Origin of the sequence: Brevibacterium salitolerans, assembly GCF_039531405.1 — a bacterium.
Lineage (GTDB): Bacteria > Actinomycetota > Actinomycetes > Actinomycetales > Brevibacteriaceae > Brevibacterium > Brevibacterium salitolerans.
Map to the genome: position 1 here is coordinate 49,318 of NZ_BAAAPZ010000018.1, position 25,973 is coordinate 75,290.

Annotated in this window: 24 protein-coding genes and 1 riboswitch; of the genes, 5 read left to right on the forward strand and 19 right to left on the reverse strand. The window is 70.6% G+C overall.

Annotation, left to right across the window (positions count from 1 at the left end; genetic code table 11):
* Positions 1-5 precede the first annotated feature (5 nt).
* A complete protein-coding gene (locus tag ABD240_RS15155; protein WP_291796468.1) occupies positions 6-1,136 on the reverse strand; it encodes a GuaB3 family IMP dehydrogenase-related protein in 1,131 nt (376 codons plus the stop codon).
* Between the two features lie 201 nt (positions 1,137-1,337).
* On the opposite strand from ABD240_RS15155, the gene ABD240_RS15160 reads away from it, so the two are divergent.
* Positions 1,338-1,520, forward strand: coding sequence for a hypothetical protein (locus tag ABD240_RS15160; protein ID WP_291796471.1), 183 nt, complete (start codon positions 1,338-1,340; stop codon positions 1,518-1,520).
* Positions 1,521-1,753: 233 nt separating this feature from the next.
* On the opposite strand, the gene ABD240_RS15165 is transcribed toward ABD240_RS15160, so the two are convergent.
* The 4 genes from ABD240_RS15165 to thiM form a co-directional block, all read right to left on the reverse strand.
* Entirely contained in the window at positions 1,754-2,551 is a 798-nt protein-coding gene (locus tag ABD240_RS15165) for a TenA family protein (RefSeq protein ID WP_344338211.1), read from the reverse strand.
* 11 nt (positions 2,552-2,562) lie between these two features.
* Positions 2,563-3,435, reverse strand: a complete 873-nt coding sequence (thiD, locus tag ABD240_RS15170) for a bifunctional hydroxymethylpyrimidine kinase/phosphomethylpyrimidine kinase (protein WP_344338213.1) — start codon at positions 3,433-3,435, stop codon at positions 2,563-2,565.
* A gap of 102 nt (positions 3,436-3,537) precedes the next feature.
* On the reverse strand, positions 3,538-4,275 hold the full coding sequence (locus ABD240_RS15175) for a thiamine phosphate synthase (RefSeq protein ID WP_344338215.1): 738 nt from the start codon (positions 4,273-4,275) through the stop codon (positions 3,538-3,540).
* A complete protein-coding gene (gene thiM, locus ABD240_RS15180; RefSeq protein ID WP_344338217.1) occupies positions 4,272-5,207 on the reverse strand; it encodes a hydroxyethylthiazole kinase in 936 nt (311 codons plus the stop codon). The genes ABD240_RS15175 and thiM overlap by 4 nt, the downstream gene beginning before the upstream one ends.
* A riboswitch (TPP riboswitch) is annotated at positions 5,195-5,312 on the reverse strand. (Overlaps the previous gene by 13 nt.)
* 159 nt (positions 5,313-5,471) lie before the next feature.
* Here thiM and ABD240_RS15185 point away from each other — a divergent pair.
* Complete coding sequence (locus ABD240_RS15185) at positions 5,472-6,281, forward strand: acyl-CoA thioesterase (RefSeq protein WP_344338219.1); 810 nt, start codon at positions 5,472-5,474, stop codon at positions 6,279-6,281.
* Between the two features lie 20 nt (positions 6,282-6,301).
* Here the strand turns inward: ABD240_RS15185 and ABD240_RS15190 are convergent, their stop codons facing one another.
* From ABD240_RS15190 to guaB, 6 genes are all read right to left on the reverse strand, one after another.
* A complete protein-coding gene (locus ABD240_RS15190) occupies positions 6,302-6,994 on the reverse strand; it encodes a metal-dependent transcriptional regulator (RefSeq protein ID WP_291794645.1) in 693 nt (230 codons plus the stop codon).
* A 140-nt stretch (positions 6,995-7,134) separates the two neighbouring features.
* Positions 7,135-8,934: a peptidoglycan recognition protein family protein gene (locus ABD240_RS15195; protein ID WP_344338221.1), complete on the reverse strand. Its 1,800-nt coding sequence runs from the start codon at positions 8,932-8,934 to the stop codon at positions 7,135-7,137.
* A gap of 130 nt (positions 8,935-9,064) precedes the next feature.
* Positions 9,065-9,925 carry a metal ABC transporter permease gene (locus ABD240_RS15200; protein ID WP_344338223.1) on the reverse strand — a complete coding sequence of 287 codons (861 nt, stop codon included), beginning with the start codon at positions 9,923-9,925 and terminating at the stop codon, positions 9,065-9,067.
* Complete coding sequence (locus ABD240_RS15205; protein WP_344338225.1) at positions 9,925-10,740, reverse strand: metal ABC transporter ATP-binding protein; 816 nt, start codon at positions 10,738-10,740, stop codon at positions 9,925-9,927. Before ABD240_RS15205 ends, ABD240_RS15200 begins: the two co-directional genes overlap by 1 nt.
* The gene (locus ABD240_RS15210) at positions 10,737-11,711 is read right to left on the reverse strand and encodes a metal ABC transporter substrate-binding protein (RefSeq protein WP_344338227.1); all 975 of its coding nucleotides are present in this window, start codon (positions 11,709-11,711) and stop codon (positions 10,737-10,739) included. Before ABD240_RS15210 ends, ABD240_RS15205 begins: the two co-directional genes overlap by 4 nt.
* 228 nt (positions 11,712-11,939) lie before the next feature.
* Entirely contained in the window at positions 11,940-13,472 is a 1,533-nt protein-coding gene (gene guaB, locus ABD240_RS15215) for an IMP dehydrogenase (protein WP_291794748.1), read from the reverse strand.
* Between the two features lie 592 nt (positions 13,473-14,064).
* Here guaB and nrdI point away from each other — a divergent pair.
* The 3 genes from nrdI to ABD240_RS15230 all read left to right on the forward strand — a co-directional run bounded on the left by nrdI (position 14,065) and on the right by ABD240_RS15230 (position 16,741).
* A complete protein-coding gene (nrdI, locus tag ABD240_RS15220; protein WP_344338230.1) occupies positions 14,065-14,559 on the forward strand; it encodes a class Ib ribonucleoside-diphosphate reductase assembly flavoprotein NrdI in 495 nt (164 codons plus the stop codon).
* Positions 14,560-14,615: 56 nt separating this feature from the next.
* Positions 14,616-15,653, forward strand: coding sequence for a class 1b ribonucleoside-diphosphate reductase subunit beta (nrdF, locus tag ABD240_RS15225; protein WP_344338231.1), 1,038 nt, complete (start codon positions 14,616-14,618; stop codon positions 15,651-15,653).
* A gap of 170 nt (positions 15,654-15,823) precedes the next feature.
* Positions 15,824-16,741 carry a GNAT family N-acetyltransferase gene (locus ABD240_RS15230; RefSeq protein WP_344338232.1) on the forward strand — a complete coding sequence of 306 codons (918 nt, stop codon included), beginning with the start codon at positions 15,824-15,826 and terminating at the stop codon, positions 16,739-16,741.
* A 133-nt stretch (positions 16,742-16,874) separates the two neighbouring features.
* Here ABD240_RS15230 and ABD240_RS15235 read toward each other — a convergent pair whose 3' ends face one another.
* From ABD240_RS15235 to ABD240_RS15270, 8 genes are all read right to left on the reverse strand, one after another.
* The gene (locus ABD240_RS15235) at positions 16,875-17,744 is read right to left on the reverse strand and encodes a lytic transglycosylase domain-containing protein (protein WP_344338234.1); all 870 of its coding nucleotides are present in this window, start codon (positions 17,742-17,744) and stop codon (positions 16,875-16,877) included.
* A gap of 221 nt (positions 17,745-17,965) precedes the next feature.
* On the reverse strand, positions 17,966-18,679 hold the full coding sequence (locus tag ABD240_RS15240) for an enoyl-CoA hydratase-related protein (RefSeq protein ID WP_344338236.1): 714 nt from the start codon (positions 18,677-18,679) through the stop codon (positions 17,966-17,968).
* Positions 18,680-18,837: 158 nt separating this feature from the next.
* Positions 18,838-20,097 (reverse strand): pseudouridine synthase, encoded by a 1,260-nt coding sequence (locus ABD240_RS15245; protein WP_344338238.1) that lies wholly within the window; start codon positions 20,095-20,097, stop codon positions 18,838-18,840.
* 158 nt (positions 20,098-20,255) lie between these two features.
* Positions 20,256-20,837, reverse strand: coding sequence for a phosphatase PAP2 family protein (locus ABD240_RS15250; protein ID WP_291794754.1), 582 nt, complete (start codon positions 20,835-20,837; stop codon positions 20,256-20,258).
* Between the two features lie 286 nt (positions 20,838-21,123).
* Positions 21,124-23,868, reverse strand: coding sequence for an ATP-dependent Clp protease ATP-binding subunit (locus ABD240_RS15255; RefSeq protein ID WP_344338241.1), 2,745 nt, complete (start codon positions 23,866-23,868; stop codon positions 21,124-21,126).
* A gap of 169 nt (positions 23,869-24,037) precedes the next feature.
* Positions 24,038-24,946 carry a 3-hydroxyacyl-CoA dehydrogenase gene (locus ABD240_RS15260; RefSeq protein WP_291794756.1) on the reverse strand — a complete coding sequence of 303 codons (909 nt, stop codon included), beginning with the start codon at positions 24,944-24,946 and terminating at the stop codon, positions 24,038-24,040.
* A gap of 151 nt (positions 24,947-25,097) precedes the next feature.
* On the reverse strand, positions 25,098-25,535 hold the full coding sequence (locus tag ABD240_RS15265) for a type II toxin-antitoxin system VapC family toxin (protein ID WP_344338244.1): 438 nt from the start codon (positions 25,533-25,535) through the stop codon (positions 25,098-25,100).
* Positions 25,532-25,807: an AbrB/MazE/SpoVT family DNA-binding domain-containing protein gene (locus tag ABD240_RS15270; protein WP_291794758.1), complete on the reverse strand. Its 276-nt coding sequence runs from the start codon at positions 25,805-25,807 to the stop codon at positions 25,532-25,534. Before ABD240_RS15270 ends, ABD240_RS15265 begins: the two co-directional genes overlap by 4 nt.
* Positions 25,808-25,973: the final 166 nt, after the last annotated feature.

Sequence of the window (25,973 nt, forward strand, 5' to 3'; positions counted from 1 at the left end):
CGGTCTCAGATCTCCGGAGCGGTCTGGGGCGTCACGACGACGTCCACCCGCTGGAACTCCTTGAGCTCCAGGTAACCGGCGGTGGACATGGAACGGCGCAGGGCCCCGGCGATGTTGACCTCACCCAGAGCCGTGTGGCCGGGGCCGAACAGGAGCTGCTCCAGCGGCCCCACGGAGCCCAGCTCCACCTTGCGGCCGCGGGGCAGCTGCAGGTGGTGGGCCTCGGCGCCCCAGTGGGAGCCGCGGCCGGGCGCCTCGTCCGCACGCGCGAGGGCCGCACCCAGCATGACGGCGTCCGCGCCCATGGCGAAGGCCTTGACGATGGAGCCGGAGTCGCCCAGGCCGCCGTCTGCGATGACGTGGACGTAGCGTCCGCCGGACTCGTCCATGTAGTCGCGGCGGGCGGCGTGGATGTCCGCGAGCGCCGTCGCCATGGGCACGTTGATGCCCAGAGCGCGGCGGGTCGTCGAGGAGGCGCCTCCGCCGAATCCCACGAGCACACCGGCCGCGCCCGCACGCATGAGGTGCAGGGCGGGCGTGTAGGAGGCGACGCCGCCCACGATCACGGGGACGTCCAGTTCGTAGATGAACTGCTTGAGATTGAGGGGCTCCTCCGCGCTGGAGACGTGTTCCGCGGAGACGGTGTTGCCCCGGATGACGAAGAGATCGCAGCCGGCCTCCACGACCGTCCGCCAGTGCTCCTGCGTCCGCGCGGGAGTGAGCGCGCCGGCGACGGTGACGCCCGCCTCGCGGATCTCCCCCAGCCGCGCCGTGATCAGCTCCGGCTGGATGGGGGCCGCATAGATCTCCTGCATGCGCACGGTCGCCGAGGCCGCGTCCAGGCCGGCGATCTCGTCCAGCAGCGGCTGCGGGTCCTCGTAGCGGGTCCAGAGCCCTTCGAGGTCGAGCACGCCCAGGCCGCCCAGGCGTCCCAGCTCGATGGCGGTCCGCGGTGACATCACCGAGTCCATGGGGGCGGCGATGAAGGGCAGGTCGAACCGGTAGGCGTCGATCTGCCAGGACAGATCGACGTCGCGGGGGTCGCGCGTGCGGCGGGCAGGGACGATGGCGATGTCGTCGAGGGTGTAGGCGCGGCGACCGCGCTTGCCCCGGCCGATCTCAATCTCTTGGCTCACGGCCCCAGGGTACCGGTCCACGCCTGGGAGGCCTCTGGGCGGGGCGGTATGTGAGAAGAAGCGGCCGTATGACGGAACTCTCACTCGGCCCTCTTGTCAGTGGGGCGACGGCGGTTCCATCCTGGATGTACGCGGACACCGCCGCCCGCCGAACCGCGCCACGGCGCCGCCTCCGCACCTCCTCCGCGCAAAGGAGCTGTCATGCTCTGCTCAGTCCTTCTCTTCCTGACCCTCGGCCAGCTCGCCTTCTGCTTCGTCATCGGCCACCTCGCCTGTCCCAAGCACGACAGGATCCGGCTGGCGGACATGACGCAGGACGACCTCACCGGCACCATCGCGCGCGGCTGGAACCAGCTGGGCGCCGCCACGGACCGCCGCGGCTGAGAGGCGGGGCGGCGCTGCCTGCGGCGCGGCGGCGCTGACGGTGCGGAGCGGCCGCGCTGACGGTGCGGAGCGGCCACGCGGGAGGCGTGCCGCGCTCCCCGTGCTCAATCAGACCGGAACGCCGCCGGCCTCGTTCCCGTCTGCAGATTCGCCGCTCCCGAGTCGTCCAAGCGGCGAATCCGCAGACATGAAGCCCCCGGGGCGGGCTTCCCGTCCGCTGCGAAAAGCGTAGGTCAGACGCTCCAGTCCTCCAGCGCACCGGCCCGCTGCCAGAAGTGGAGCTCGTAGACCGCAGCGCGGCGGAAGGCCTCCTCCATCTGCGCGCGGATCCGCTCCGTCGCGCCCGCGGCGAGACGTTCGTAGACCGCCACCGCCTCCTCCGCCGCACGGTCGAACTCCTCGGAGTCATAGGCGCGGATCCACGCCTCGTACGGGTTCCCGGCCAGGGCCGCACTCGCGTCGCCGCCGGAGTCCCCTGCGGCCGCCCGCGCCGTGAGCACCTTGCCCATGTGCGCGTAGATCCAGAAGCACGGCAGGATCGCCGCGACTCCCACCTCGTAGGGTTCGGTCGCGGCGGCGGCCACCAGGTACGAGGTGTAGCCCAGCGTCGTGGGGCTGGGTGCCGCCACGCCGTCTGTGGCCGGGCCGGTCGAGCCGCCCATAGCCAGGGCACCCGGAGCCGCACTGCCGGAGTCGCTTCCCACAGCCAGTTCCACCGCCAGGCCGGCGAACCTCGCGTCCGCGAGCAGGTCCGCCTGCATCGCCTCCTCGTCCGCGATGGCACCCGCCGCGGACGAGTTCCAGAACCGCGACTCCTCGCGGCTGCCCGCCTTGGCGGCCAGCAGGCTCATCGCCCGCGCGTAGCCCTGGAGGTAGATCCCGTCCTGGAGGATGTAGTTGACGAACCGGCGGGGCTCCAGGCTCCCGTCCAGCATCCTCGTGAGGAACTCCAGCTCCTCGATCTCCCGCAGCGTGCCGGCCACGGAGTCCCAGACCCGCAGCGAATGCGGGCCGCAGTGGTACGTGCGCATCTCTCCGCTCCTCACTCAGCAGTCCTCATCAGGTCGACCATGTGATCCACCGGCCCGTGCGCGCCGGCAGGCTCGTACATGACCTGCCACTCCGCCCCGGAGGCCAGCGCCCGCGCCAGATAGTCCAGCGAGGTGCCCACCACCTCGGCGAGCTCCTCCGGTTCGCGCGGGTCCCGTCCTGCGCGCGCACTCGCGGCGGCCTCGGCCGTGATCGCAGCCGAAAGGGTGCAGCCCGTGCCGTGCGTGTGCTCGGTGGCGACCTTGGGATGCCGGAACTCGCGCAGCACGATCCCCTCCCCCACGCGGACGGCCAGGACGTCCAGCAGCTCGTTCCCGGCCATGTGCCCGCCCTTGAGGAGGACGGCGCGGGAGCCTCGGGCCACGAGTTCGAGCGCGTGCGCGCGCTGTTCCTCCGCGTCCGAGGCCGGGGCCACATCGTCGCCCAGCAGCAGCGCCGCCTCCGGCAGGTTGGGGGTGATGAGGTCCGCGACGGGTGCGAGCAGTGTGCGCACGGCCTCGACGGCGTCCTCCTCCAGCAGCCTGTGACCGGAGGTGGCCACCATGACGGGGTCGACGGTGAGGAAGCCGAGGTCGCGGGTGCGCACCTGTTCGACTGTGAGTTCCACGAGCTCGCGGGAGCCGAGCATGCCGGTCTTCGCGGCGTCCACGGGCATGTCGTCGAGGACGGCGGCGAACTGGTCGGCGACGAAGTCCGCGTCCACGGGATAGACACGGCTCACGCCGTGGGTGTTCTGCGCGACGAGGGCGGTGATGACGGTGGTGCCGTAGACGCCGCGGGCGGAGAAGGCCTTGAGGTCGGCGTGGATGCCGGCGCCGCCGGAGGGATCGGTGCCGGCGATGGACAGTGCTGCGGGCGGACGCATGGGTGCCTTCCGTGAGGAGCGTGCAGGGGTGGCTGCGAGGAGCGTGCGGGGGTAGAGCCGCGAGGAGCGTGCGGGGCGAGGAGCAGGGAGGAACGCGGTTCCTCAGCCTGGGGCAGCACCCAGGTAGGCGGCCCGGATCGCGGCCGCGGCGGCCCGGGGATCCTCCGCGCGGCAGATCGCGGACACCACGCAGATGCCCAGCAGGGGCGCGGAGGCGAGTTCCGGGGCGCGTTCAGCGGTGATCCCGCCGATCCCCACGGCGGGCAGTCCCATCTGCACCGCGGCCGAGGCCAGCGCGGCGATGCCGTCCGGCCCGAAGCCCGCCGGCGCCCCGGCCTTGGTGGTGGTGTCGTAGGCGGGGCCGATGCCCAGGAGATCCACGAGGCCCGCCCCGGTGTCCTCGTCGTGCAGAGCCGCCGCCGCGGCGAACTGCTCAGGGGTGCGGGCGGACAGCCCCACGAGGGGTTCGGGTCCCAGCACACGCCGCACCTCGGCGATGGGCTCGTCCGTCTGGCCCACGTGGATGTGGACGTCCAGGCCCTCCTCGCGGAGTCTGCGCACCACGTCCAGTCTGTCGTCGACGAAGACCGGAACCCGGGCCGAGGCCCGCTCGGCCGCACCGCGCTCCACCGCCGTGAGGACCTCGCGGGTGAGCGCCTCGACCTCTGCGTCCGAGGCGTCCTTGTCCCGCACCTGGACGATGCCCGCACCGCCGGCCACGGCCTCGGCGACGGTCTCAGCCACGGTCCGGCCCACGGACGCGCACTGTGCGGTGTCCGTGACGAAGTAGAGCGTCCAGTCGTAGGGCGCCAGCCTGGGCGGGAGGGCGGACGTGCTCATGCCGTCACCTCCGCACCGTCGGCCGGCAGCGGGACGCGGGAGAGGGTGACCTCCGCCCCGGCCACGGCCTCGGGCCCGGCGGCCCAGAGCGCATCGAGGAACTCCGGCTGGAAGCTGCCCGGCCCCTGCGCACGGGCGCCCGCGGCTGCACCCGCCACCGCGAAGTGCGCGTGGGCGGCGATGACGGCGTGGAAGCGGGAGTCCGCCGCAGGATCCGCACCGGCAGAAGGGTCCGTACTGGCCGCAGCGTTCGCCTCAGCCTCCGCCGCGCCCAGATAGGCGGCCGTGAGCGCTCCCAGCGAGCAGCCGGTGCCCACGACGAGGGGCATGAAGCGGTGTCCGCCGGCTATGCGCGCGACGAGAGCGCTGTCACCGCGGGCGGTCACCACGGCGTCCACGGGCCCGGAGACGGCCACGACCGCACCGGTGCGCGCGGCGAGGACGGCGGCGGGAGCGAGGACGTCGTCCACCGTGTCGATCGACTCGATGCCGCGGCCGCCGGAGCCGGTGCCTGCCAGACCCGCGATCTCCGAGGCGTTGCCGCGGATGGCCGCCGGACCGGAGGCCGCGAGCCGGCGGATGTGCATGGAGCGGTGGTCCGCCGCGCCCAGCGAGACGGGATCGAGCACCCAGGGCGTACCCAGCACCCCGGCGGTGCCGACTGCGGCGTCCGCCGCGAGAAGCTGGTGGCTGGTGGCGGTGCCGAAGTTCACGAGGATGCCCCCGGCGAGGGAGGCGAACTGCGCGGCGTCCGCCTCGTGGTCGAGCATGGCCGGGGACCCGCCTGCGGCAAGGACCACGTTCGCGCTGAACTGCTGGACCACCGTGTTGGTGATGCACTGGACGAGGGGCACGGTGCCGCGCACCTGCGCGGCGGCCCGGCGGAGTGCCGAGGAGAGCTCCCCGGCGGAGGAGACGTCGACGCCTGTCATGACGATCCCTTCGCTAGTACTGGCTAGATCAGGTTCGATGGGTGTGTTCTCAGCTCGCTTCCGCACCCGCTGGGCCGGCAGTGACGAGCACCCCATGTCACTGCCCGCCACTGTATCCCGCAGGCGGGACGCCGTCACGTCGGCCGGGGTGCGACGCCTATCATCGTGGGCAGAGAGCCCGGCGCGGGCGGAACTCCCCCTCATGGGCGGATGGTGCCGCGCGGGCGGAACACCGCAGAGGAACATCGACGCAGGAGGAACACGATGACCGAGGTCGGCTTCACGCGGCTGGATCCGCTGGAGGGCTCCTTCGTCGAGATGATGGAGCTGGAGCGGATCGACCCCAACATCTACCGCGCCGGCTACGTCTTCGAGGAGCCCTACGCCCTCTACGGCGGGCAGGTGGCCGCGCAGTCGCTGCGTGCGGCCGGGCTCACGGTGGACGCGAACCGGCGGCCGCACTCGCTCCACGGCTACTTCCTGCGCCCGGGCGACGCCTCCCAGCCCACCGTCCTGCAGGTCCACCGTGACCGCGACGGACGCTCCTTCTCCGCCCGGCGGGTCGTGGCGCTGCAGAACGGGAAGGTCATCTTCAACATGTCCTGCTCCTTCGCCGCGCCCTTCGACAGCCCGGAGCACTCCGAGCACATGCCCGTCGAGGAGGCGCCGATGGGCACCACCTCTGCGCTGCCGCGCATGTTCGGGTTCGAAGCGCGTCTGACCGAGCAGGTCTACGAGTCCCGCGACTATCCACTGCGGTTCTGGGCGCGCTGCACGGAGGATCTGGGCGATCCGGCGGAGGACCAGCTCATGCACCTCTGCGCGCTCACCTACCTCTCCGACATCTCCAGCGGAGTGGGTGCCTGGAACACGGCGGAGTACCGCTCCGGCTCCAGCCTCGACCATGCGGTCTGGTTCCGCCAGGACGTGGACATGAACAGCTGGGTCCTCATGGACCTCCACCCGGAGTCCGTCTCCCGAGGCCGCGGCCTGTATCGCGGCAGGCTGGGCACAGAGTCCGGCGAGCAGGTGGCGACGATCGCGCAGGAGACGCTGTTCCGGCCGGTGCACTGATCTGCGCCGGACCGGCACCCTCAGCCCCTGACGGAGACGAACACCTGCGCGGCGGCCGTCGCGCCCAAGCTGGTGGCTTCGCCGCCGGCGGGAGCCGCAGTGCCGGCGGGAGCCACGGACAGGGCACCGGAGAACGGCTCCCCCTCCCCCACCTCGAGCACGGTGCCCACCGTGATCCCGCGCGAGGCGAGATGCTTCAGCAGGGCGGAGTCCGCATCGGAGATCCGCTCCACGACCACCCGCGCTCCGGGCTGCACATCCGTGAGCGGCACGGCAGAGGGCGAGGTGACGCGGCCCTGCGCATCAGGGATCGGATCGCCGTGGGGATCCCGCTCCGGCCTGCCCAGCAGCGCGTCGATCCGTTCGACCATGAGATCCGAGACGGCGTGCTCCAGGTGTTCGGCCTCCTCGTGGACCTCGTCCCAGCCGTAGCCGAGCGTCTGCACGAGGAACGTCTCCAGCAGCCGGTGGCGGCGCACCATCGCGACGGCGACCGCACGCCCCGCCTCCGTGAGCGCCACACCGCTGTACGGCTCGTGGACCACCAGACCCTGCTCGGCGAGCTTGGGCAGCGCGCCGGAGACCGTGGACAGCCGGAGACCCACCCTCTGAGCGATGAGGCTGGGAGTGGTGGGCGCCTCCGTCCACTCCTGGAGGCTCCAGATGGCCTTGAGGTAGTTCTGCGTGCTGATGGAGAAGCCGGAGACGGACATGCCTCCAGCCTATCCGTGGGGGCGGCACCAGGCGGGCGGTGCCCGGCAGGAGGCGAGCAGCGGGGGCACCCGGCGGGCACCACCCCGCAGGCGGCATCCGGCGGGCATCACCCCGCGGGCATTACCCCGCAGGCGGCGCCTCAGCTGAGGTCGGCGGCGCCTCCGGAGATCCCGTCGACGACTCCGCCCTCGAGGCCGCTGCCGTCCTTCTCGGAGTCCTTCTCCTTCTCCTCCTCGTCGGTCTTGTCCTTCTCGGCCTGCTCCTTCTCCGCCTTCTCCGCGGCCTTCTTCTCCTCGGCCTCCTTCACCGGATCCTTGCCCTCTTGGAAGGCGACCGCGGTCTTCCGGATCTCACCGAAGGTGTCGTAGAACGCCTCACCCGGGCAGTCCGTGTCCCCCACGTCCCGGTGACCGACGATCGTGTTCATCCGCTCGCCCTCGATAGTGGTCTTCCCGTCGGCCGGGGTGTCCGACTTCGCCAGCTTCCAGGCGATGACCTGGGCGACCGCATCACGCGTCTCCCGGGGCGGGGCCTTCTTGCTGTAGTCGCCCAGCACGGAGATGCCGAAGGTCCCGGAGTTGTATCCCTGCGCGTGTGCGCCCAGGACCGGCTTGGCGACTCCGCCGGCGCGTCCTTCCCACAGGCGCCCGTACTTGTCCGCGAGCACGTTGTAGCCCACGTCCGCCCAGCCGCGGCCCTTCACGTGGAAGGTGTAGATGCCGCGGAGGATCGAGGGCACGTCCTCCGCGTCGTAGTCGTTCTTGCCGTCCGTGTGGTGGATGACGGCTGCCGTGGGAGCACTCGTGTACTCCGGGGAGCCCGCCCGCAGCGACTCGTCCGCGCCCCAGTCCTTCCGGGAACGGATCGTGGGCTTCTTCACCTCCTTCTTGGAGGTGGGAACCGCCGCCGAGGCCGACCCCGGCTGGTAGACGGTCTGCGCCGCGCCTGCCCCCGCGCACTCCGGGCACGTGCATCCGCCGGTCGCGGTGCACTCGCGGCCGTGCTCGCCGCGCGCCGAGGTGCCGACGATGCCGGGGGCCGCAGCGCCGGCCTCACCAGAATCACCGGCCGAACCGGAATCACCGGACTGACCGGACTCCTCGCCTGCATCGTCGGCAGGGACGAGGGGCTGGTTGTCCCGGACCGCTTCGGCGTCGCTGTCGAGCTTCTTGGGATCGACGAGCATGATCGAGGTGCCCTCGGGCACTCCTGCGTCGCCGAGCACGCGGATCTGCAGGCTGGACGCCCCCGCCACGTAGTACGGGTCCGTCCCGGGCTCGCCCTCCCCGGAGTTCTCGACGTGGATGTGGGACCACTCGGACCACTGGCCGTCCGTCTTGGCCCGCACCTCGAACTCCACGTCCGCGTATTCGTCATAGGTGAGACCCACGACTGCGGGGTTGCCCTCCGGCACCTCCATCTCCTGCGAGAGCGCCGCGATCGCGATGCCGTCCTCCGTCGTCTCCGTGACGGAACCGGAGGCGTCCGGGAGCGGAACGGTCTCGTCCGCGGTCCGGATGTCGCTGGTCCCGGCGCTGCCGGTTCCAGCGTCGCCGGTGCCTGCACCGCCCGAGGCGACGGCCGCCTCGGCAGCAGTCCCGGCCTCGGCGGCGCCCTGCCCGCTCGCGGCGGAGGACGAGGCGACATGCGTGGCGACGGAGGCGGTGAACCCGCGGGAGACCTCGCCGTAGGCCGCCGGCGCCCGCAGCAGCGGCGGCAGATTGGTGGTGTCCGCACGCGTGACCGCGGAGGTGGCCTGCGATCCCGCACGTGCTCCGGCGAGTTCGAGCCCCTCCGGGTCGACCTCGGTGAGGGCGGATTCGGTGATGTCCGGGGCGTTCTCCGCAGCCAGCGCGCTGGTTCCGCTGAAGAGGCCGAGGGAGGTGACGATGGCCGCGGCGGTGCCGCACGCGGTCACCGCGGTGAGACGGTGGTGCATGGAAGAACCTCAGGTGTCGGGGAAGTGACGGCGCTGGGGCGAGGAGCGTGAGACCGCAAGGCGGCCTGGCACTCCTCGTACCGGCGTCGAAGGGTTCTGTGGGAGTCGATCCATCGGTCATGGTTGCACATCAGAGAGCGGCCGCCGTGGTGCGACGCGCCCGGAGCATCCCTGGAATGAGACCGTGCGCGGGTCCGAACAGGTAGGCGAGCGCGAACATCACGGACTGCGCCAGGACCACCGTTCCGCCCGAGGAGGCGTCCGCCCAGTAGCTCACGCAGATCCCCAGTACGGCGGCGGCCACGGAGATGCCGGAGGCGAGCAGGAGCATGCGTGGAAAGCTGTCCGTGAGCAGATGTGCGGCCGCGCCGGGGATGATGAGCATCGCGACCACGAGCACCACGCCCACGGCCTGCAGCGCCGCCACCGCGGTGAGGGCCAGGAGGCAGAGGAGCAGTGCGCTCAGCAGACGAGGGCTCAGTCCCACCGCGTGCGCGTGGACGGGATCGAAGGCGAACAGGGTGAGATCGCGCCGCTTGACGAGCAGGGCCGCCATCACCGCGCCCGCGAGGAGCGAGACCTGCACGACGTCCGCGCGGGAGACGCCCAGCAGGTTCCCGAACAGGATGTGGCTCAGATCCACGTGGCTGGGCGTGACGGAGACGAGGACGATCCCCAGCGCGAACAGCGAGGTGAACACGATGCCGATCACCGCGTCCTCGCGGATGCGGCTCGTGTCGCGCACCACGCCGATCAGCAGCACCGCGAGCAGACCGAAGACCACGGCCCCCACGGCGAAGGGCACCCCGAGGATGTAGGCGAGGACCACCCCGGGCAGCACGGCGTGCGAGACCGCGTCCCCCATGAGGGACCAGCCGATGAGCACCAGCCAGCAGGACAGCAGGGCACACACCAGCGCAGAGGCCACGGCCACGACCAGTGCCCGGAGCATGAAGTCGAAGGCGAACGGTTCGAGGAGGAGGTCGATCATCACCGGTCTCCTTCCGAGGCCGGGGCAGGAACGGGAATCGAGGCAGGGGCGGGCGCCGAGGCAGGGACGAGGCCGAAGGCCTGGCTCAGCACGTCCGGGGCGAGCACCGCCTGCGGAGTGCCCGCGGCGACGAGGCGGCGCAGGAGGAGTGCCGCCTCATCGGCGAGGGAGGGCAGGGTCGTGAGATCGTGCGTGGAGACGAGGACCGCCGCGCCCTCGGCCGCGAGTTCGCGCAGGAGTGCGGTGATGAGTGCCTGCGACTGGGCGTCGACCCCGGCGAAGGGTTCGTCGAGCAGGAGGACGCGCGCACCCTGCGCGATCCCGCGGGCCACGAACGCCCGTCGCCGCTGCCCTCCGGAGAGCTGTCCGATCTGCCGCCCGGCGAGTGCGCTCAGGCCCACGCGCTCGATCGCATCGCGCACAGCCTCTCGATCCTCCCGGCGCGGCGTGCGCATGACGCCCTGGCGGCCGTAGCGTCCCATCATCACGACCTCGCGGACGGAGACCGGGAAGTTCCAGTCCACCGCCTCGTGCTGCGGCACGTAGGAGAGCAGGTTGCGCCGCCGGGCACGGGACACGGGCTCACCGGCCACGCGCACGCTGCCGGCCTCCGGTCGCACCAGCCCCATGATCGCCTTGAACAGGGTCGACTTCCCGGAACCGTTCACTCCGATCAGCCCGCACACCCGGCCGAACTCCACGCGCAGGCTCACGTCCTCGAGCGCGGGGGCGGCGGAGCCGTAGCGGACAGTGAGCCCCGCGGCCTCGATGCCGATGTCGCTGCGGGCCGCGGGAGCATTGCCAGTCGCGCTCATGCGCCACTCCCCTCGAGCCCCGTTCCGTGTCCCGCCCCGAGCCCGGCGGCGATGACCTCCGCGTCGTGCCGGATGAGGTCCAGGTAGGTGGGCACCTCTCCCCCGGGTGCGGACAGGGAGTCGACGTAGAGGGTGCCGCCGAACTCCGCACCGGTGGCCTCCACCACGCGCTGCATGCCCCGGTCGGAGACCGTGGACTCGCAGAACACCGTGGGCACGTCCTCGGCCTCCACGTATTCGATGACGTCGCGGATCTGCTGCGGCGTGGCCTCGTTCTCCGCATTCACGGCCCAGAGGAACTCCTCTTCCAGACCCGCGTCCCGCGCGAGGTAGCTGAAGGCGCCCTCGCAGGTGACGAGCGTCCGCGTGCCTGCCGGCAGACCGTCGAGCGCCTCCGTGAGGGAGTCGTGGACGCTCTGGAGCTCCTCCTTGTAGGCGGTGGCGTTCTGCTCGAACTCCGCACGGGATCCCGGCACCAGCTCCGAGAACGCGTCCACCAGGTTGTCCGCGTAGTCCTGGACCACGAGGGGGCTCATCCATGCGTGCGGATTGGGGCGGCCCGCGTAGGCGTCCTCCGCGATGTCGATGGGCTCGATGCCCTCGGAGGCGACCGCGCGCGGGACGTCCAGCTCGGCGACGAACTGCTCGAACCAGGCCTCCAGGCCCAGTCCGTTGTCGATGAGGAGGTCCGCATCCGCGGCCGTGCGCAGATCACCGGGTGTGGGTTCGTAGCCGTGGATCTCCGCTCCGGGCTTGGTGAGCGAGGCTACCTCGACCTCATCCCCGGCGATGTTCTGCGCGATGTCCGCAAGCACCGTGAAGGTGGTGAGCGCGAGCGGCTTCGCGTCCGCCTCCTGGCGGTCTGCGGCTCCCGCCCCGGCACAGCCCGCGAGCAGGAGGCCTGTGAGAGCTCCGGCGACTGCGTGGAGGTACCGGCGCGGCCAAGTGCTGATGTCCATTGATCCGTTCATGCCCTGGACGGTAATTCAGATGTTTGGCAACAACAACATTAGAGTTGCGCAAGCGATTACATGACGGAAGAAGGGCGCAGCCGAGGCCGACGCACACACACGCGAACGGCGCACCCAGCAGTGCTGGGTGCGCCGTCTGCAGTCAGGCCGACGGGCGAGGAGCGCCGGGAACGGCTCCTCGCCGCCAGTCGCGGCCGTGCCCACCGGGCCGGACGCCCGGGGACACGCTCACTTGGAGTGGTAGTTGGGAGCCTCGACCGTCATCTGGATGTCGTGCGGGTGGCTCTCCTTGAGCCCGGCCGTCGTGAGGCGGACGAAGCGGCCGCGCTCCTTGAGCTCCGGGATGGTCCGCGCGCCCACGTAGAACATGGTCTGGCGCAGACCGCCGGTGAGCTGGTTGGCGACCTGCCGCAGCGGACCGCGGTAGGCCACGCGACCCTCGATGCCCTCGGGGATGAGGTCGGTGTCCGTCGCGACATCGGCCTGGAAGTAGCGGTCCTTGGAGTAGGACTTGCCCTTGCGCGGTGCCATCGCACCCAGGGAGCCCATGCCGCGATAGGCCTTGTACTGCTTCCCGTTGACGAGGATGAGATCGCCCGGGCTCTCCGCGGTGCCGGCGAAGAGGGAGCCCAGCATCACGGAGTCCGCGCCCGCCACGAGCGCCTTGCCGATGTCGCCGGAGTACTGGAGGCCGCCGTCGCCGATCACCGGCACACCGGCCTTCCGCGCAGCCTGCGCGGCGAGGTGGATCGCGGTGACCTGGGGGACACCTACACCGGCCACCACGCGGGTGGTGCAGATGGAGCCCGGGCCCACTCCCACCTTGATGGCGTCCGCGCCCGCGTCGATGAGCGCCTGCGCACCCTCCGTCGTGGCGACGTTGCCGCCGATCACCTGCACGTCACGGAACGCCGGGTCCTGCTTGAGACCGCGGATCATGTCCGTCACACCCCGGGCGTGGCCGTTGGCGGTGTCGACGACGAGCACGTCCACACCGGCCTCGGCGAGCAGCCCCGCACGCTCCTGGGCATCGCCGTAGAAGCCCACTGCCGCACCGACGAGGAGGCGCCCCTGGCCGTCCTTGGACGCCAGCGGGTACTCCTCCTTCTTCACGAAGTCCTTGACCGTGATGAGGCCGCGCAGCACGTTGTGCTCGTCCACGAGGGGGAGCTTCTCGATCTTGTGCTCGGCGAGGATCCGGTACGCCTCCTCGCGGCTCACCCCCACCGGCGCGGTGTGCAGCGGCGCGGTCGTCATGTGCTCGCCCACCGTGGCGGTGGAGAAGACGTCGTTGGGGATGAAGCGCAGATCGCGGTTGGTGATGATGCCCACGAGGACGCCGCTCTCGTCCACGACGGGCAGACCGGAGATGCGGTACTGGCCGCAGATCTCGTCGAGCTCCGCGATGGTCCGGTCCGGCGTGATGGTCACCGGGTTGTCGATCATGCCAGACTCGGAGCGCTTGACGTAGTCGACCTCCTCCGCCTGATCCTCCTTGGAGAGGTTGCGGTGGACGATGCCCATGCCGCCGATCCGCGCCATCGCGATCGCCATCCGCGATTCGGTGACGGTGTCCATCGCGGCGGAGACCAGCGGGATGCTGATGTCCAGCTCACGGGTGAGCTTCGTGGCGGTCGATGCCTCCGAGGGGATGACGTCCGTCTCTCCCGGAAGCAGCAGGATGTCGTCGTAGGTGAGGCCCGTGAGACCGAAGGGGTCCCCCTGTGCTGCCGCCGCGTTGCCCGTGTGCTCTGCCGCCATTTCTCCCTCTCGCGCAGTGTCCCGCCGGGGCAGGCGTCGCGCCTCCCGGCCTGACCGCAATCGTACTCTGCACACGGGCCCGCGCGGCAGGCCGCTGCGGCATGAGAGCCCTCACTCTGCGGAGGGTGCGCATGCACCGGAACACAGCACGCGAATCGGCGACATGCCCCGCGCCGAGGCCCGTGCCGTCATGGCGCACCTCCGGCGCCTGCCCCCGCGCACCGAGTGGGGCACTGAGACGCTCACCTGCCCCTTCGGGTCAAAGCGCAGGAACGGCGACCCCCTGCTGCAGAGATCCGATGCCCGCACCAGCGTTCCGGCGAGGAACAAGCGCTGCCGCCCAGATCCGGTTGAGGAGTGCGGATGGCATCGCCCCCTCCCCGCATCCGCCGAGCGGCGCACCGCCTCGGCTATGCGGAGTCTCATGCGCACGAGTCCACAGCCCGCGTGTTTGCAGCACCAAACTTTTTTTATTGTCACGCCGTTGTGACGAAGTTACATGGGATGGTAGAACTAGATATCGCGCTTCGATCACCCGATGAACACAAAATGTGGGGGCGCAGGACTGATGTCGAGGATGAGGAGACCGAACATGCCCGCACTGGACGACCGCAGACGGACCGCCCCGCCAGTCCGGAGAATCGCCGCCGCCGACTCCCCCAGCCTGGTGTACTTCTCCAGCGCCTCCGGGAACACGAAACGCTTCGTGGAGAAGCTGGGGCTCCGGGCCGCGCGCATCCCCCTGCGACCTCGCCGGGAGGGGATGATCCGCGTCGCGGCCCCGTACGTGCTCGTCGTCCCGACCTACGGCGGAGGTGAGCGCGGCGGGGCCGTCCCCCGACAGGTGATCGCGTTCCTCAACGACCCTGCCAACCGCGCTCAGCTGCGCGGTGTGATCACCGCGGGAAACACCAACTTCGGTGAGCACTACTGCCTCGCAGGCCCGGTCATCTCCGCGAAGTGCGGGGTGCCGGAGCTCTACCGGTTCGAGCTGCTGGGCACCCCGACGGACGTGGAGCGCGTGCGCGAGGGCCTCCCCGGGTTCTGGGAGCGGGAGCGCGTCCGCCGCCGGCCCACGGGGGCCTGACCCTCACCGCTCGTCGGAGCAGCACGGCAACCTGAGACACCTACGGAAGAGGAGCCATGACGACCACAGGAACCCCCGCACACCGCACAGACACTGCAACGGCGGCATCGATCACTCCGCCCGGGTATCGGCACGATCCCACAGCCCCGCTGAGACCGATCAATTGGAACCGGGTGCCGGACGAGAAGGACCTGGAAGTCTGGAACCGGCTCACCGCCAACTTCTGGCTTCCGGAGAAGGTGCCGCTGTCGAACGACCTGCAGGCCTGGCGGGGGCTGGCACCCGAGGAGCGCACGCTGACCATGCGCGTATTCACGGGACTCACGATGCTCGACACCCTCCAGGCGACCGTCGGAGAGATCTGCCAGATCCAGGACGCACGCACCGAGCACGAGGAGGCCGTCTACACCAACATCGCCTTCATGCAATCGGTGCACGCGCGCTCCTACTCCAGCGTGTTCTCCACTCTCACCAGCACCCCGGAGATCGATGACGCATACAGATGGGCAGTGGGCAACGGCCTGCTCCAGCAGAGGTGCAAAGCCGTGCTGAAGCACTACTACGGCGCTGATCCGCTCAAGCGGAAGGTCTCCTCCACACTGCTGTCGTCTCTCCTGCTCTATGCAGGGTTCTACCTGCCGCTGCACTTCTCCGTCCACGCGACCCTCACCAACACGGCGGACATGATCCGCCTCATCCTCCGCGACAAGGCCGTGCACGGCTACTACTCGGGCTACAAGTACCAGAGAGGACTCGAGGAACACCCGCGCGACAAGCAGGAGGAGATGAGGGAGTTCACCTACTCCCTCATCGAAGACCTCTACCGTCTGGAGCTCGAGTACTCCGGGGAGCTCTACGAGCCCCTCGGCCTCATGGACGATGTCGCCGCGTTTGTCCGCTACAACGCGAACAAGGCCCTCATGAACCTCGGCTGCCCTGCGCGCTTCACCCCGGAGGAGACAGAGGTGAGTCCGAAGATCCTCGCCGCGCTGTCCCCGGGAGCGGACGAGAATCACGACTTCTTCTCCGGGTCAGGTTCCTCGTACGTCATCGGCAAGGCCGTGGACACCAGTGACGAGGACTGGGCATTCTGAGCGCCCAGACGTTCTCGTGCACCCGGACCCTCATGCACCCGGACCGGCTCGCTGTGCGACCGGTGCCCTCCTCGCCTTCCGGACGAACGGCCGCTGGTCTCCCGCATCTCGGTCATACGCTTTCCGTGTCACTGAGGAATCTCTGAGACCCCTCACCTAGTCTCTGGAGCATGAGTGAACGCGACGGCACCACCGAGAGCACTCCCGCGCACACGGAGTCCGGACCGCCTTCCGCCCGCACGCTGCGGGTCTCCTCCGGCAGCGGCCAGGTCCGGCTCTCCTCGCCGTCCGGCTCACCCGCAGGTTCGCCGACCGCCGCGACCCACACGTCCGCAGCACAGGCAGACGCCGCTCATGCACAGGAGTCCTCAGTGCCCACATCACCCGTGCACGCTCCGCACACGCCCTCGCAGCACACCGCTGCACAGGCGGCACTCTCCCGCAGACGGCGCCGGCACGAAGCCCCTCCCGCGGAGCCTGCCCCCGAGGACTTCACCGCGGCCCCGGCAATGATCGGGGAGCGGGTGCGCCTCGAACAGCTCAGCCCGGATCACGCGGCCGACCTCGCAGAGGCCGCCGGTGAGCTCGGCGACGTCTGGGTCACCACGGTCCCCGCTCCGGAGGAGGTGCCCGCGGAGATCGCACGGCGCCTCGAGCTGCAGCACGAAGGGTCGATGGCGCCCTTCGCCGTCGTGGACACGGCGACCGACCGCGCGGTGGGCATGACGACGTTCATGCACATCGACGCGGAGAACCGGCGGGTGGAGATCGGCTCCACGTGGATCGCCCCCGGCGCGCAGGGCGGGAGCATCAACCCGGAGATGAAGCTCATGCTGCTCACGCGTGCGTTCGAGGAACTGAGGTGCATCGCCGTCGAGTTCCGGACGCACTTCCACAACCACCGCTCACGCCGCGCCATCGAGAAGCTGGGCGCCAAGCTGGACGGGGTCCTCCGCAGCCACCAGATGCACCGCGGGGTCCTCCGCGACACCGCCGTCTACTCGATCATCGCCGCGGAATGGCCCACCGTCCGGTTCGGGCTGGAGCATCGGCTCAGTCTGGAGCAGGGGCTCAGCCGCGAGAGCTGATCGCGGCAGGCCGCACGTCTGCGCTGGTCTCACACGTCAGTGCCGACCCGCACGTCTGCACCGATCCGGGCCAACCGCCTCGGGCGCGGACCGGCCTGGTCACACCTGCCCCGGTCCGCCCGCCGGCTCAGACTCACACGTCCGCGTAGTACTGCGCGGCGGTGAAGACGCTGTCCGCGTACTCCTGTGAGGCGTTGTAGGCGAAGACGGCGGCCATCCAATCGTCGTCCTGCGTGAGGTCGCGGTCTCCGCTGCACAGATAGCGGGCGGTGCTGAAGGCGGCGTCGTCGATGGAGTGCGGGTCTGCGAAACCGGTGCCGCGGGCGTCGACCTTGTAGCGCTCCCAGGTCTGCGGGATGAACTGCAGCGGCCCCACCGCCCGGTCATACTCCGCATCCCCGTCGAGTGCGCCGCCGTCCGTGTCCGGGATGCGCGCAGTCGCCCCCTCGCCGTCCAGGGGGACGCCGATGATCTTGGGCCGGGCGATGCCGTCGGCGTCCACGGCCGCCTCTCCCAGGGTCCCGTGGTGGCTCTCCACCCAGCCGATCCCCGCGATCGTGTTCCACCCGATCCCGCAGGTGGGGTACGCGGACTTGGCCCACTCAGCCGCTCCCGCGTAGGCGGAGAGTGCCCGTGCGCCGATTCCGGTGCGCGTGCTCATCTCCTGCGCCCACTCGGCGGAGACCGCGAACTCCGCGGCCGGTGATCCCGGGGTGTGCGGTTCGCCTGCGATCGCCCGGGCCGCCTGCCCCTCGCCGCCCACAGAGGCGTCCTCGCCCGAGGTGCCGTCATCCGCCGTGGCACCGTCCACCACCGGGACCGCGGGCAGGGCGGGCGCACCCTCCGCGGGACCGTAGTCCGCCCCGGCGGGGCCAGGCTGCTTCTCGAGAGGCGCCGGACCGGGTGCGGACAGGAGGGCACTCAGCGCCCACACCGCCGCCGCCAGGGCGAGCACGATGACGACTGCCACCGTCGTGATGAGCGCAGTCAGTCCCCGTCGCATCCGTCTCCTCTGGTCCACTGCCGCATGGCGGCCGTCTCACGCCGAGCGCCGTATGCGGTCCGTCTTCTGACGTCGACCGTCGACACCGGCACTCAAGAATATCGACCCCGGTGGAGTGCCCGCTGAATGCCGCTGAGAACCGGCTCAGAGCGCCGGCTCACAGAGCCGACCCGGAGTAGCAGGCTAGAGCAGCACGGTCGCGGCGATGCGGCGCAGTGCCCTCAACCGTTCCTGCGCGCGAAGGCGAGCGCGAACTCCTTCTGGCTGTCGGCCAGCGCCTCCCGTTCGAAGGCGTTCTTCCAGGTGCGGAACAGCCGCTTCTGCTGGGCGATGACGGCGCGGTCGGAGGCCATCGTGTCGCGCAGGTAGCCGAGTGCGCGCTCCTCCGTCTCCGCGTCCTCGACGAGCGCATTGAGGAACCCGCACCGGTCCATGTCGTCCGCGCTGAAGCGATTGCCGGTGAGGATGAGTTCGCTCGCCTTGGTCCAGCCCATCACCCGGTGCAGGTTCACGGCATCGAGCACGGAGGGGATGCCGATGCGCACCTCGGGCATCGAGTACCACGAGCTCCGCCCGCCCACTCGGAAGTCCGCCGCCGCGGCGATCTCCAGTGCACCGCCTACGCAGTAGCCCGTGAGTGCGACCGCGACCGGCGCCTCGCAGTCCTTCACGGCCTCGCACACCCTGCCCAGCTGGGCGATGGTCGCCGCGGCGCGCACCGCGCTCGAATGCTCGAACTGTGCGGTGTCCATCCCGGCGGAGAACCCCCCGCCGCCGGCCGAGGTGAGGAGCACTCCCCTCACGGATTCCTCGGCCGAGGCCGCTTCGAAGGCCGTGACGAGCTCCTCGAGCATGGCGGCCGTGAGGGCGTTGGCCTTGGAGGCGTTGTCGATGGTGAGGGTGACGATGCCGTCTGCGTGTGTCTGAGTGATCATGTGCTGAGTCTGCCGCACCTGGCCCCGCCCATTCGACGGAATCTCACTGCCGGAGGCTGCCAGGTCCTCGGCGGCCGCCGCCTGCCGGCCGCTGGCTGCTGGCTACTGGCGCACCGTGCTCAGCCCGCTCCCGCAGGTGCTCCAGCAGCGACTGTCCGCTATTCCATCGGCGGCCGCAGGCCGAGCCCGCTCTCGAACACCCGCTCCTCGCCGCTGAGCGGATCCCGGAACTCGAGGCGGCTGGCCAGCAGCTGCAGCGGCGAGGAGAAGTCATAGGGGTCCGGCTCCAGATCCACGGGATAGACGGGGTCACCCACCAGCGGCATCCCCCACGCATTCATGTGGACCCGCAGCTGATGCGTCCTGCCCGTGTGCGGGTGGAGTTCGAACTCCCCCACGCGGCCGCGCGCCGGTCTCCCGCTCCCGGCCGCTGCGGGGCCGCCGGCCGCCTGCTCCCCACTCCCGGTGGCCGCCGCAGTGCCCCCAGCAACCGCCGCCGCTGTACCGCCGGCCGCGGCGCCACCGCGCTCAGCAACCGCTGCCGCAGTGCCTCCGAGCCCCTCCGCCGGAGCTGACTCCCACACCCGCAGCAGCCGTGCCTCTGTGCGCGCATTGGGCGCGCCCGGCACCTCCACCACCTGCCGGCCACCGTTCGGCTTGTGCAGCCGGGAGACGCGGCAGGCGGCCCAGCCCGCAGACACCTCGGCGACGGGCTGCACCGGGCCGGCGCTGTCCAGGGCGGGGCCCGCCGCTCCTGTCACGGCCGGGCTTCCCGCGGCCCGCCTTGCAAGCGGACCACCGGCAATCTGCTCGCGTGCAGCGGCCTCGGGCCCGGCATACCCAGCTCCGCTCGGCCCGTCCAGCCACGCCAGCGCACGGTAGGTCTTGCGGATCCGGCGCTCCTGGAAGAGGCGCTGGTAGGCCCCACGGGTCTCAGGCCGGCGGGAGAGAACGAGCAATCCGGCGGTGACGCGGTCGAGGCGGTGGATGGCGACGAGATCCGGCTCGCCACGCTCCACCCGCAGGCGCGTGACGGCGCACTCACGCACGAACCTGCCGTTAGGGGTGCTGGCGAGGAAATGGGGCTTGTCGATCACCAGCAGCTCCGCGTCCTCGTGCACCACGGAGATCTCCACGGGTACGCGCTCCTCCGGTGGGAACTCGCGGTGGAAGAAGTAGATGCCGCCGGGTATGAGGAGGCTGGTCAGCGTGACGCGGCGGCCCGTCTCGTCGCTGAGCTCACCACGGGTGGTCAGGGCCTCGAGCTCCGCGTCCGAGGCCTCGGGGAAGTCCGCGCGCAGCCATTCCCCCACTGTCGCCGGAGGGGTCTCAGACGCCCGTGGATGGGTCCGGCGGCCGCCGGGAGCCCGGAGCCGCTGGGCGGTGATCCCGTCGCGCGGGGGCAGAGGCGAGCGCATGGCTGCTGACAGTAGCAGGTGCGCGGCGCCGGGGCGGGCACAGTGCGCGGGCGCGGCGCAGGAGTGCGGGGCGGCGGCGCGGCTATGACACCCGGTTCTCGTCCCAGACGCCCGCCTCGCTTCGGAGAAAAGCGGGTGTCCAGGACGCAAAGCGGGTGTCATGTGCGGCGGGACAGCCTCGCGGCCAGCGGGCGGAGGGCCACCACGAAGACGAGCACCACCAGCGCGCCCAGACACAGTCCGGTGGCGACGTCGTGGACGTAGTGGACCCCGCCGCCCACGCGTGAGGCGGCCGTGAGAAGCGCCAGCGGCACGGTCAGCCAGGTCAGCCGCGGCACGATGAGCAGGCAGGCGACGGCGAAGGACGCCGCGATCACGGAATGGTTGGACGGCCACGACCAGCTGCCGGGTTCCGGACAGGCGAGAGCGGCGTCCAGCACCACCTCCCGGCATGGGCGCTCCTCCCGCACCAGCGACTTCACCAGGTCATTGAGCAGATAGGCGACGATGGTCCCCGCCCCCGCAGCGGCCAGGATCCAGAACCGCTGCCGGTTGCGCAGCCAGGTCACGATCACCAGCACGCCGGTGACTCCCACCAGAAGCAGGAGGAGAGGATCGGCGAGCGGCGCGAGCACCCGCCCCGTCGCGCTGCCCGCAACGGCGCGGACCGCCGGCTCGTGCGCAGGGTACGAGAGGACCGCGGCCAGACCGCAGACCGCCGCCGAGGCCAGCACGGCCACCAGCACTCCTCGCGGTATCACAGGCGGCCGGTCGCGGAGACGAGGTGTCCGCGGTGGTGCAGCGTGCGGAGAGGTGTCGCTCGACGCGCCGGTGTGCGGAGCGCCGCTGCCCGGCGTGCTGTCGTACGGAGAACTCATGGCACGCGACCGTACGGGTTCTCCGGCCTCGACCCAAGTCAGCACAGCAGCGAAGACACCCGGTTCTCGTCCCGGACGCCCCTGATTCTCCGAAGAGAAGCGGGCGTCCGGGACGAGAACCGGGTGTCATGCGCGGGGGCTGCTGCGATCAGTGCGCGGCGGGAGCCTCCAGCTCACGCACCGGCTCCTCGACCGTGACCCGGAGCTCGCCGTCCGGCGCGGCCACCGTCACCCGTGCACCGGCGGTGAGCGCCGAGCTGAGGACGAGATCCGCGATCCTGTCGTCGAGCTCGTGCTGCAGGACGCGGCGCAGGGGCCGTGCTCCGTACTCCGGCTCGAAGCCGCGGTCCGCGAACCAGTCGAGCGCGTCCTCGGCCACCTCCAGCTCGAAGCCCTGCGCACGCAGCCGGCGTTCGGTGTCCCCGAGCTGCAGCTGCACGATCCTGCGCAGCTGCGCGCGGTCGAGCTTGCCGAACAGGACGATGTCGTCGATCCGGTTGAGGAACTCCGGCCGCATCGTCTCCCGCAGCCGGGACATCACCCGGCTGCGCACCCCCGCGTCCACCGCGTTCGCCGCGTGTCCGTCTGCGCCGCCGGCAGGCGCGGACTGCGACTCCGCGGAGAAGCCGATCGTGCCGATGGAGCTGGTGAGGAACTCCGCGCCGATGTTGGACGTCATGATGACCACCGTGTTCCGGAAGTCCACGGTGCGGCCCTGCCCGTCCGTGAGCCGGCCGTCGTCCAGCACCTGCAGGAGCAGGTTGAACACGTCCGGGTGCGCCTTCTCGATCTCGTCGAGGAGGATCACCGAGTACGGGCGGCGGCGCACCCGCTCCGTGAGCTGACCGGCCTCGTCGAAGCCCACGTAACCGGGAGGGGCGCCCACCAGCCGGCTGGCGGTGTGCCGCTCACCGAACTCGCTCATGTCGAAGCGGATCATGGCCTTCTCGTCGCCGAACAGCGAGGCGGCGAGCGCACGGGCCAGCTCCGTCTTCCCCACGCCCGTGGGGCCGAGGAAGAGGAACGAGCCCACCGGCCTGCTCTCGTCGCTCATGCCCGCGCGGCTGCGCCGGACGGCGCGCGCCACTGCGGAGACCGCATCGGACTGGCCGATCACCTGCTCGTGGAGCTCGTCCTCGAGGCGCGCCAGCCGGTCCCGCTCGCCCTCCGTGAGCCGGGCGACGGGGATGCCGGTGGAGCGGGCGACGATCTCCGCGATCTGGTGCTCGTCCACGATCTGGTTCGCCTCGCCTGCGGCGGCGGCTTCGGATGCGCCCGAGGCCGTGCTCCCCTGCGCGGCGGCACCCTCCGGGGCGCCCGAGGCCGCGGGGACGTCCTGGGCAGCCGTATCCCGCTGCGCGGTGCTCCCCTCGGCCGCGGCGATCCGCCGGTCCACCTCCTCGATCTCGTCACGGAGGCGGGCGGCCTCCTCGAAGCTCTCGGCGGCCACGGCCGCGGACTTCGCGGCGTCCAGCTGTGCGCGCTTCTCGCGCAGCTCCAGCAGCTCGCGACTGGGCCCACGGCGCAGGCTCATCCGTGCACCTGCCTGGTCGAGCAGGTCGATGGCCTTGTCCGGCAGGAACCGGTCCGTGATGTAGCGGGAGGACATCTCCACGGCCGCACGCACGGCCTCGTCCGTGAAGCGCACGCCGTGGTGCTCCTCGTAGCGGTCCTTCACTCCGGCGAGGATGCGGACGGCGTCCTCCTGCGAGGGCTCGTCCACCGTCACCTGCTGGAAGCGGCGGGCGAGGGCCTGGTCCTTCTCCACCCGGCGGAACTCGCTGAGGGTGGTGGCGCCCACCAGGTGCAGGTCGCCGCGGGCCAGCCGCGGCTTGAGGATGTTGCCGGCGTCCATGCCCTCACCGCTGCCGCCGGCGCCCAGCACCGTGTGCAGCTCGTCGATGAAGGCGATGACCTCGCCCTCACTGGCCGCGATCTCCTCGATCGCCTTCGTGAGACGCTCCTCGAAGTCCCCGCGGTAGCGGGTGCCGGCGAGCATGGCCGGGAGGTCGAGGGAGATGACGCGCTTGCCGAGCAGCTGCGCGGGCACCTCGTCCGCGACGATCGCCTGCGCGAGCCCCTCCACCACCGCGGTCTTGCCCACACCGGCCTCGCCGATCAGCACCGGGTTGTTCTTGGTGCGGCGCGCGAGGATCTCGACGGTCTGCTCGATCTCCTGCGCGCGGCCGATGACCGGATCGAGCCGCCCCTCGCGTGCCAGCGCGGTGAGGTCGAGACCGTACTGGTCCAGCACGGGCGTCTCCGAGGCACCGGGCGCGCCCTCTGCGGATCCCGCCGCCGAGGCGCCGCCCGCCGTGCCGCCGGCGGGAGCGGAGGCCTGCCGCGCCGCCTGCTCCGCGGCGGCCTGGTGCAGGGTCTGCGGGGTGACGCCCGCCTGGGCGAACAGCTGTCCTGCGGACAGATCCTGGTTGAGCACCAGCGCGAAGAACACGTGCTCGGGCTCGATGTAGGTGGAGCCGAAGCTGCGCGCCACCTGGTAGGCGTCGAGCAGAGCGCGCTGCGTGGCCGCCGTGAGGGAGACCTGCGCCGCGGCCTGGTCCTCGGAGCTCTCCGCGGCGCCCTCGGCGGGCTCCGGCATGCGGGACTCCGCCGCCTGTGCGATCGCCTGCGGGTCTGCGCCGGTGGCAGCGACGTGCCGGCCGATCTGGTCGTGGTCCATCATCACCCGGACCAGGTGGAGCACATCGAGTTCTGCGTGGCCGTGCTCTGCCGCGAATCTGCCGGCGACCTCGAGCAGCGCATGCGTGCGCCGGGTGAGGAGGCGCGTGATGTCGATGGGACGGCGCGCCTGTCCCTGGCTCTGCATGAGCCGGGCCAGGAAGCTCTCGAACGAGTCGCCGCCCGCACCGGACGGACCGAAGAAGGTGGGCAATTCAGCCTCCCATTGAGTTGAGCGTATGTCACTCAAGTCAACACTCGGGAGCGCTGGATATTCCCGCCCGTCCGCAGATCCGTCGTTCCTGCCCGAGGCCGCCGTTCAGCACCGCTCCGGCGCTCAGCCGCCGCTCCCCCGCGGGAGCCGCGGCCGCGCGCCCGGCGGCTCAGGAGTCCAGCCGCCACGCCTCGACGGGAGCCACGGCCTCACCGTCTTCGTTGTAGGTGTAGAAGCCCGCGCCGTCCGCCCTGCCGGCGCGCCCCTGCTTGATGCCGCGCTCCTCGAGCAGATCCGCGAACTTCTGCAGGGTGGCGTCCTGCGGATTGTTCCGGATGATGTTCACCGCCACGTTGAAGCCCACCGTGTCGTAGATCTCGAAGGGGCCGTTGGGGGCGCCGGTGGCGACCTTCCAGGTCTTGTCGATGTCCTCGGGGCTCGCGACTCCGCCCGCGTACAGGTAGGCGCCGGCGTTGAGCAGCGGGATGAGGAGGCTGTTGAGCACGTAGCCCGGCGTCTCCTTCCGGATGGCGATGGGCTCGAGCGCGATCTCCGCGGCGAACTCCAGCACGGTGTCGAAGACCGCGTCGTCCGTCTGCTCCGTCCGCATCACCTCTCCGGTGTTGTGCAGCCAGACCATGTTGGCGAAATGGAGGGCGAGGAACTTGGCGGGGCGACCCGTCGAATCCGCGAAGTCGCTGGGGCGCAGCGAGGAGGAGTTCGTGGCGAAGATCGTCCGCTCCGGGGCCGCTTCGCCGATCTGCGACCAGACCTTCTTCTTCAGTTCGAGGTTTTCCGGGACGGCCTCGATGACGAGGTCCGCGTCCGCGACGGCCTCGGCGATGTCAGTGGTGGTGCGGATGGAGGCGATGGCCTCGTCGAAGCGCTTCTCGTCGAAGTCCGGCAGGTCGCGGCGGTAGAAGCCGCGCATCCACTCCCAGCGGTCCGGGAGCTTGGCGAGGAGTTCGTCCGAGATGTCGTAGCCCGTGACCTTCTTGCCGTTGTAGGCCGCCTGCATGATGATCTGGGAACCCAGGACCCCAGTGCCGAATACGGTGACGTTCGCGATGTCCGTCATGTGCGCTCCTCCGTGCTTCCGGCCGAATCAGCCTGTCCGCGGGAGTGCGGGCAGCGCCTCGGTCACCTGGCACAACGCACGGAGACCCCGCAGGATTTCCTGATGTGAGACACGGATCAGCCTTCCAGGAACAGCCCACGGTTCCGGCGAGTCAGTGCGAACGCGGCTGGTCCGCACCGGCGAGCAGATCCCAACCGAGTCGCTGTGCGGCCCGTCTGTCAAAGGTCACCACTCGCTCCACTCCGAACAGCTCCATCGAGCTGGCGATAAGAGCATCTCCGAAGTCGGCTCCCTGCTCCGCGAGGACGAGGGCACGCATCGCACCCTCACCATCGTCGAATTCCAGGGACTCCGTTTCCAGGAGGCGACGCATGATTCCCAGCCCTTCCTGCGGTGACAGCCCGAACGAACGCCGGAGCACCCAATACATCTCCACGAGCGTGATCTGCGTGACGAATCCGGGAGCCTCACGAGAGAAGGACAGCAGCACTTCCGCCGCGACAGGCGACTGCGCCGCATCGTCCTGCAGAAGAGCCCGGAGAAGCACGTTGGTGTCCACTCCCGTCGACGGACGGCCGAGCGCGCTCACTCCCTCTCCCGCTGCTCCATGCCCTGCACACCACTGGCAGCCCAGCCGTCGGCAATCGCTTCATTCATCTCCTCGATCGTCATCGTCGGGCGATCCGGGTCGTGCAGGATACCGATGAGGTCCCGGACGCTCCCCGTCCGGGGAAACAGCCGATAGAGCCCTTCTCCCGCTCGGATGAACGCCACTTTCGAACCCGTGGTGAGATTGAGCTCGTCCCTGAGCTCCTTCGGCAGAGTGATCTGGCCCTTGCTGGTCACCGTCGCCTCAGACATCGGATCTCCTTTCAGAAGACACTCATATCTTACGATCGGCCTGCAAGTAAGGCAATGATGCGTGGAGCCGACGAATGCCGGCGAGGGCCGGCGAACCAGCATCATTCACCATCCGCCAGCAGCTCGCCAGGGTTCGCATGACCGAGAGTGCACGCTCAGCCGGCTC

Bases quoted from the DNA above. Each gene is read 5' to 3' on its own strand.
- ABD240_RS15205 (WP_344338225.1), bottom strand. From the start codon at position 10,740: ATGAGCGCGACTGGCAATGCTCCCGCGGCCCGCAGCGACATCGGCATC.
- ABD240_RS15210 (WP_344338227.1), bottom strand. From the start codon at position 11,711: ATGAACGGATCAATGGACATCAGCACTTGGCCGCGCCGGTACCTCCAC.
- guaB (WP_291794748.1), bottom strand. From the start codon at position 13,472: ATGGCGGCAGAGCACACGGGCAACGCGGCGGCAGCACAGGGGGACCCC.
- ABD240_RS15200 (WP_344338223.1), bottom strand. From the start codon at position 9,925: ATGATCGACCTCCTCCTCGAACCGTTCGCCTTCGACTTCATGCTCCGG.
- thiM (WP_344338217.1), bottom strand. From the start codon at position 5,207: ATGACAGGCGTCGACGTCTCCTCCGCCGGGGAGCTCTCCTCGGCACTC.
- ABD240_RS15190 (WP_291794645.1), bottom strand. From the start codon at position 6,994: ATGTCCGTCTCCGGCTTCTCCATCAGCACGCAGAACTACCTCAAGGCC.
- ABD240_RS15245 (WP_344338238.1), bottom strand. From the start codon at position 20,097: ATGCGCTCGCCTCTGCCCCCGCGCGACGGGATCACCGCCCAGCGGCTC.
- nrdI (WP_344338230.1), top strand. From the start codon at position 14,065: ATGCCCGCACTGGACGACCGCAGACGGACCGCCCCGCCAGTCCGGAGA.
- ABD240_RS15185 (WP_344338219.1), top strand. From the start codon at position 5,472: ATGACCGAGGTCGGCTTCACGCGGCTGGATCCGCTGGAGGGCTCCTTC.
- ABD240_RS15165 (WP_344338211.1), bottom strand. From the start codon at position 2,551: ATGCGCACGTACCACTGCGGCCCGCATTCGCTGCGGGTCTGGGACTCC.
- ABD240_RS15270 (WP_291794758.1), bottom strand. From the start codon at position 25,807: ATGTCTGAGGCGACGGTGACCAGCAAGGGCCAGATCACTCTGCCGAAG.
- ABD240_RS15260 (WP_291794756.1), bottom strand. From the start codon at position 24,946: ATGACGGACATCGCGAACGTCACCGTATTCGGCACTGGGGTCCTGGGT.
- ABD240_RS15160 (WP_291796471.1), top strand. From the start codon at position 1,338: ATGCTCTGCTCAGTCCTTCTCTTCCTGACCCTCGGCCAGCTCGCCTTC.
- ABD240_RS15240 (WP_344338236.1), bottom strand. From the start codon at position 18,679: ATGATCACTCAGACACACGCAGACGGCATCGTCACCCTCACCATCGAC.
- ABD240_RS15175 (WP_344338215.1), bottom strand. From the start codon at position 4,275: ATGAGCACGTCCGCCCTCCCGCCCAGGCTGGCGCCCTACGACTGGACG.
- ABD240_RS15230 (WP_344338232.1), top strand. From the start codon at position 15,824: ATGAGTGAACGCGACGGCACCACCGAGAGCACTCCCGCGCACACGGAG.
- ABD240_RS15195 (WP_344338221.1), bottom strand. From the start codon at position 8,934: ATGCACCACCGTCTCACCGCGGTGACCGCGTGCGGCACCGCCGCGGCC.
- ABD240_RS15235 (WP_344338234.1), bottom strand. From the start codon at position 17,744: ATGCGACGGGGACTGACTGCGCTCATCACGACGGTGGCAGTCGTCATC.
- thiD (WP_344338213.1), bottom strand. From the start codon at position 3,435: ATGCGTCCGCCCGCAGCACTGTCCATCGCCGGCACCGATCCCTCCGGC.
- nrdF (WP_344338231.1), top strand. From the start codon at position 14,616: ATGACGACCACAGGAACCCCCGCACACCGCACAGACACTGCAACGGCG.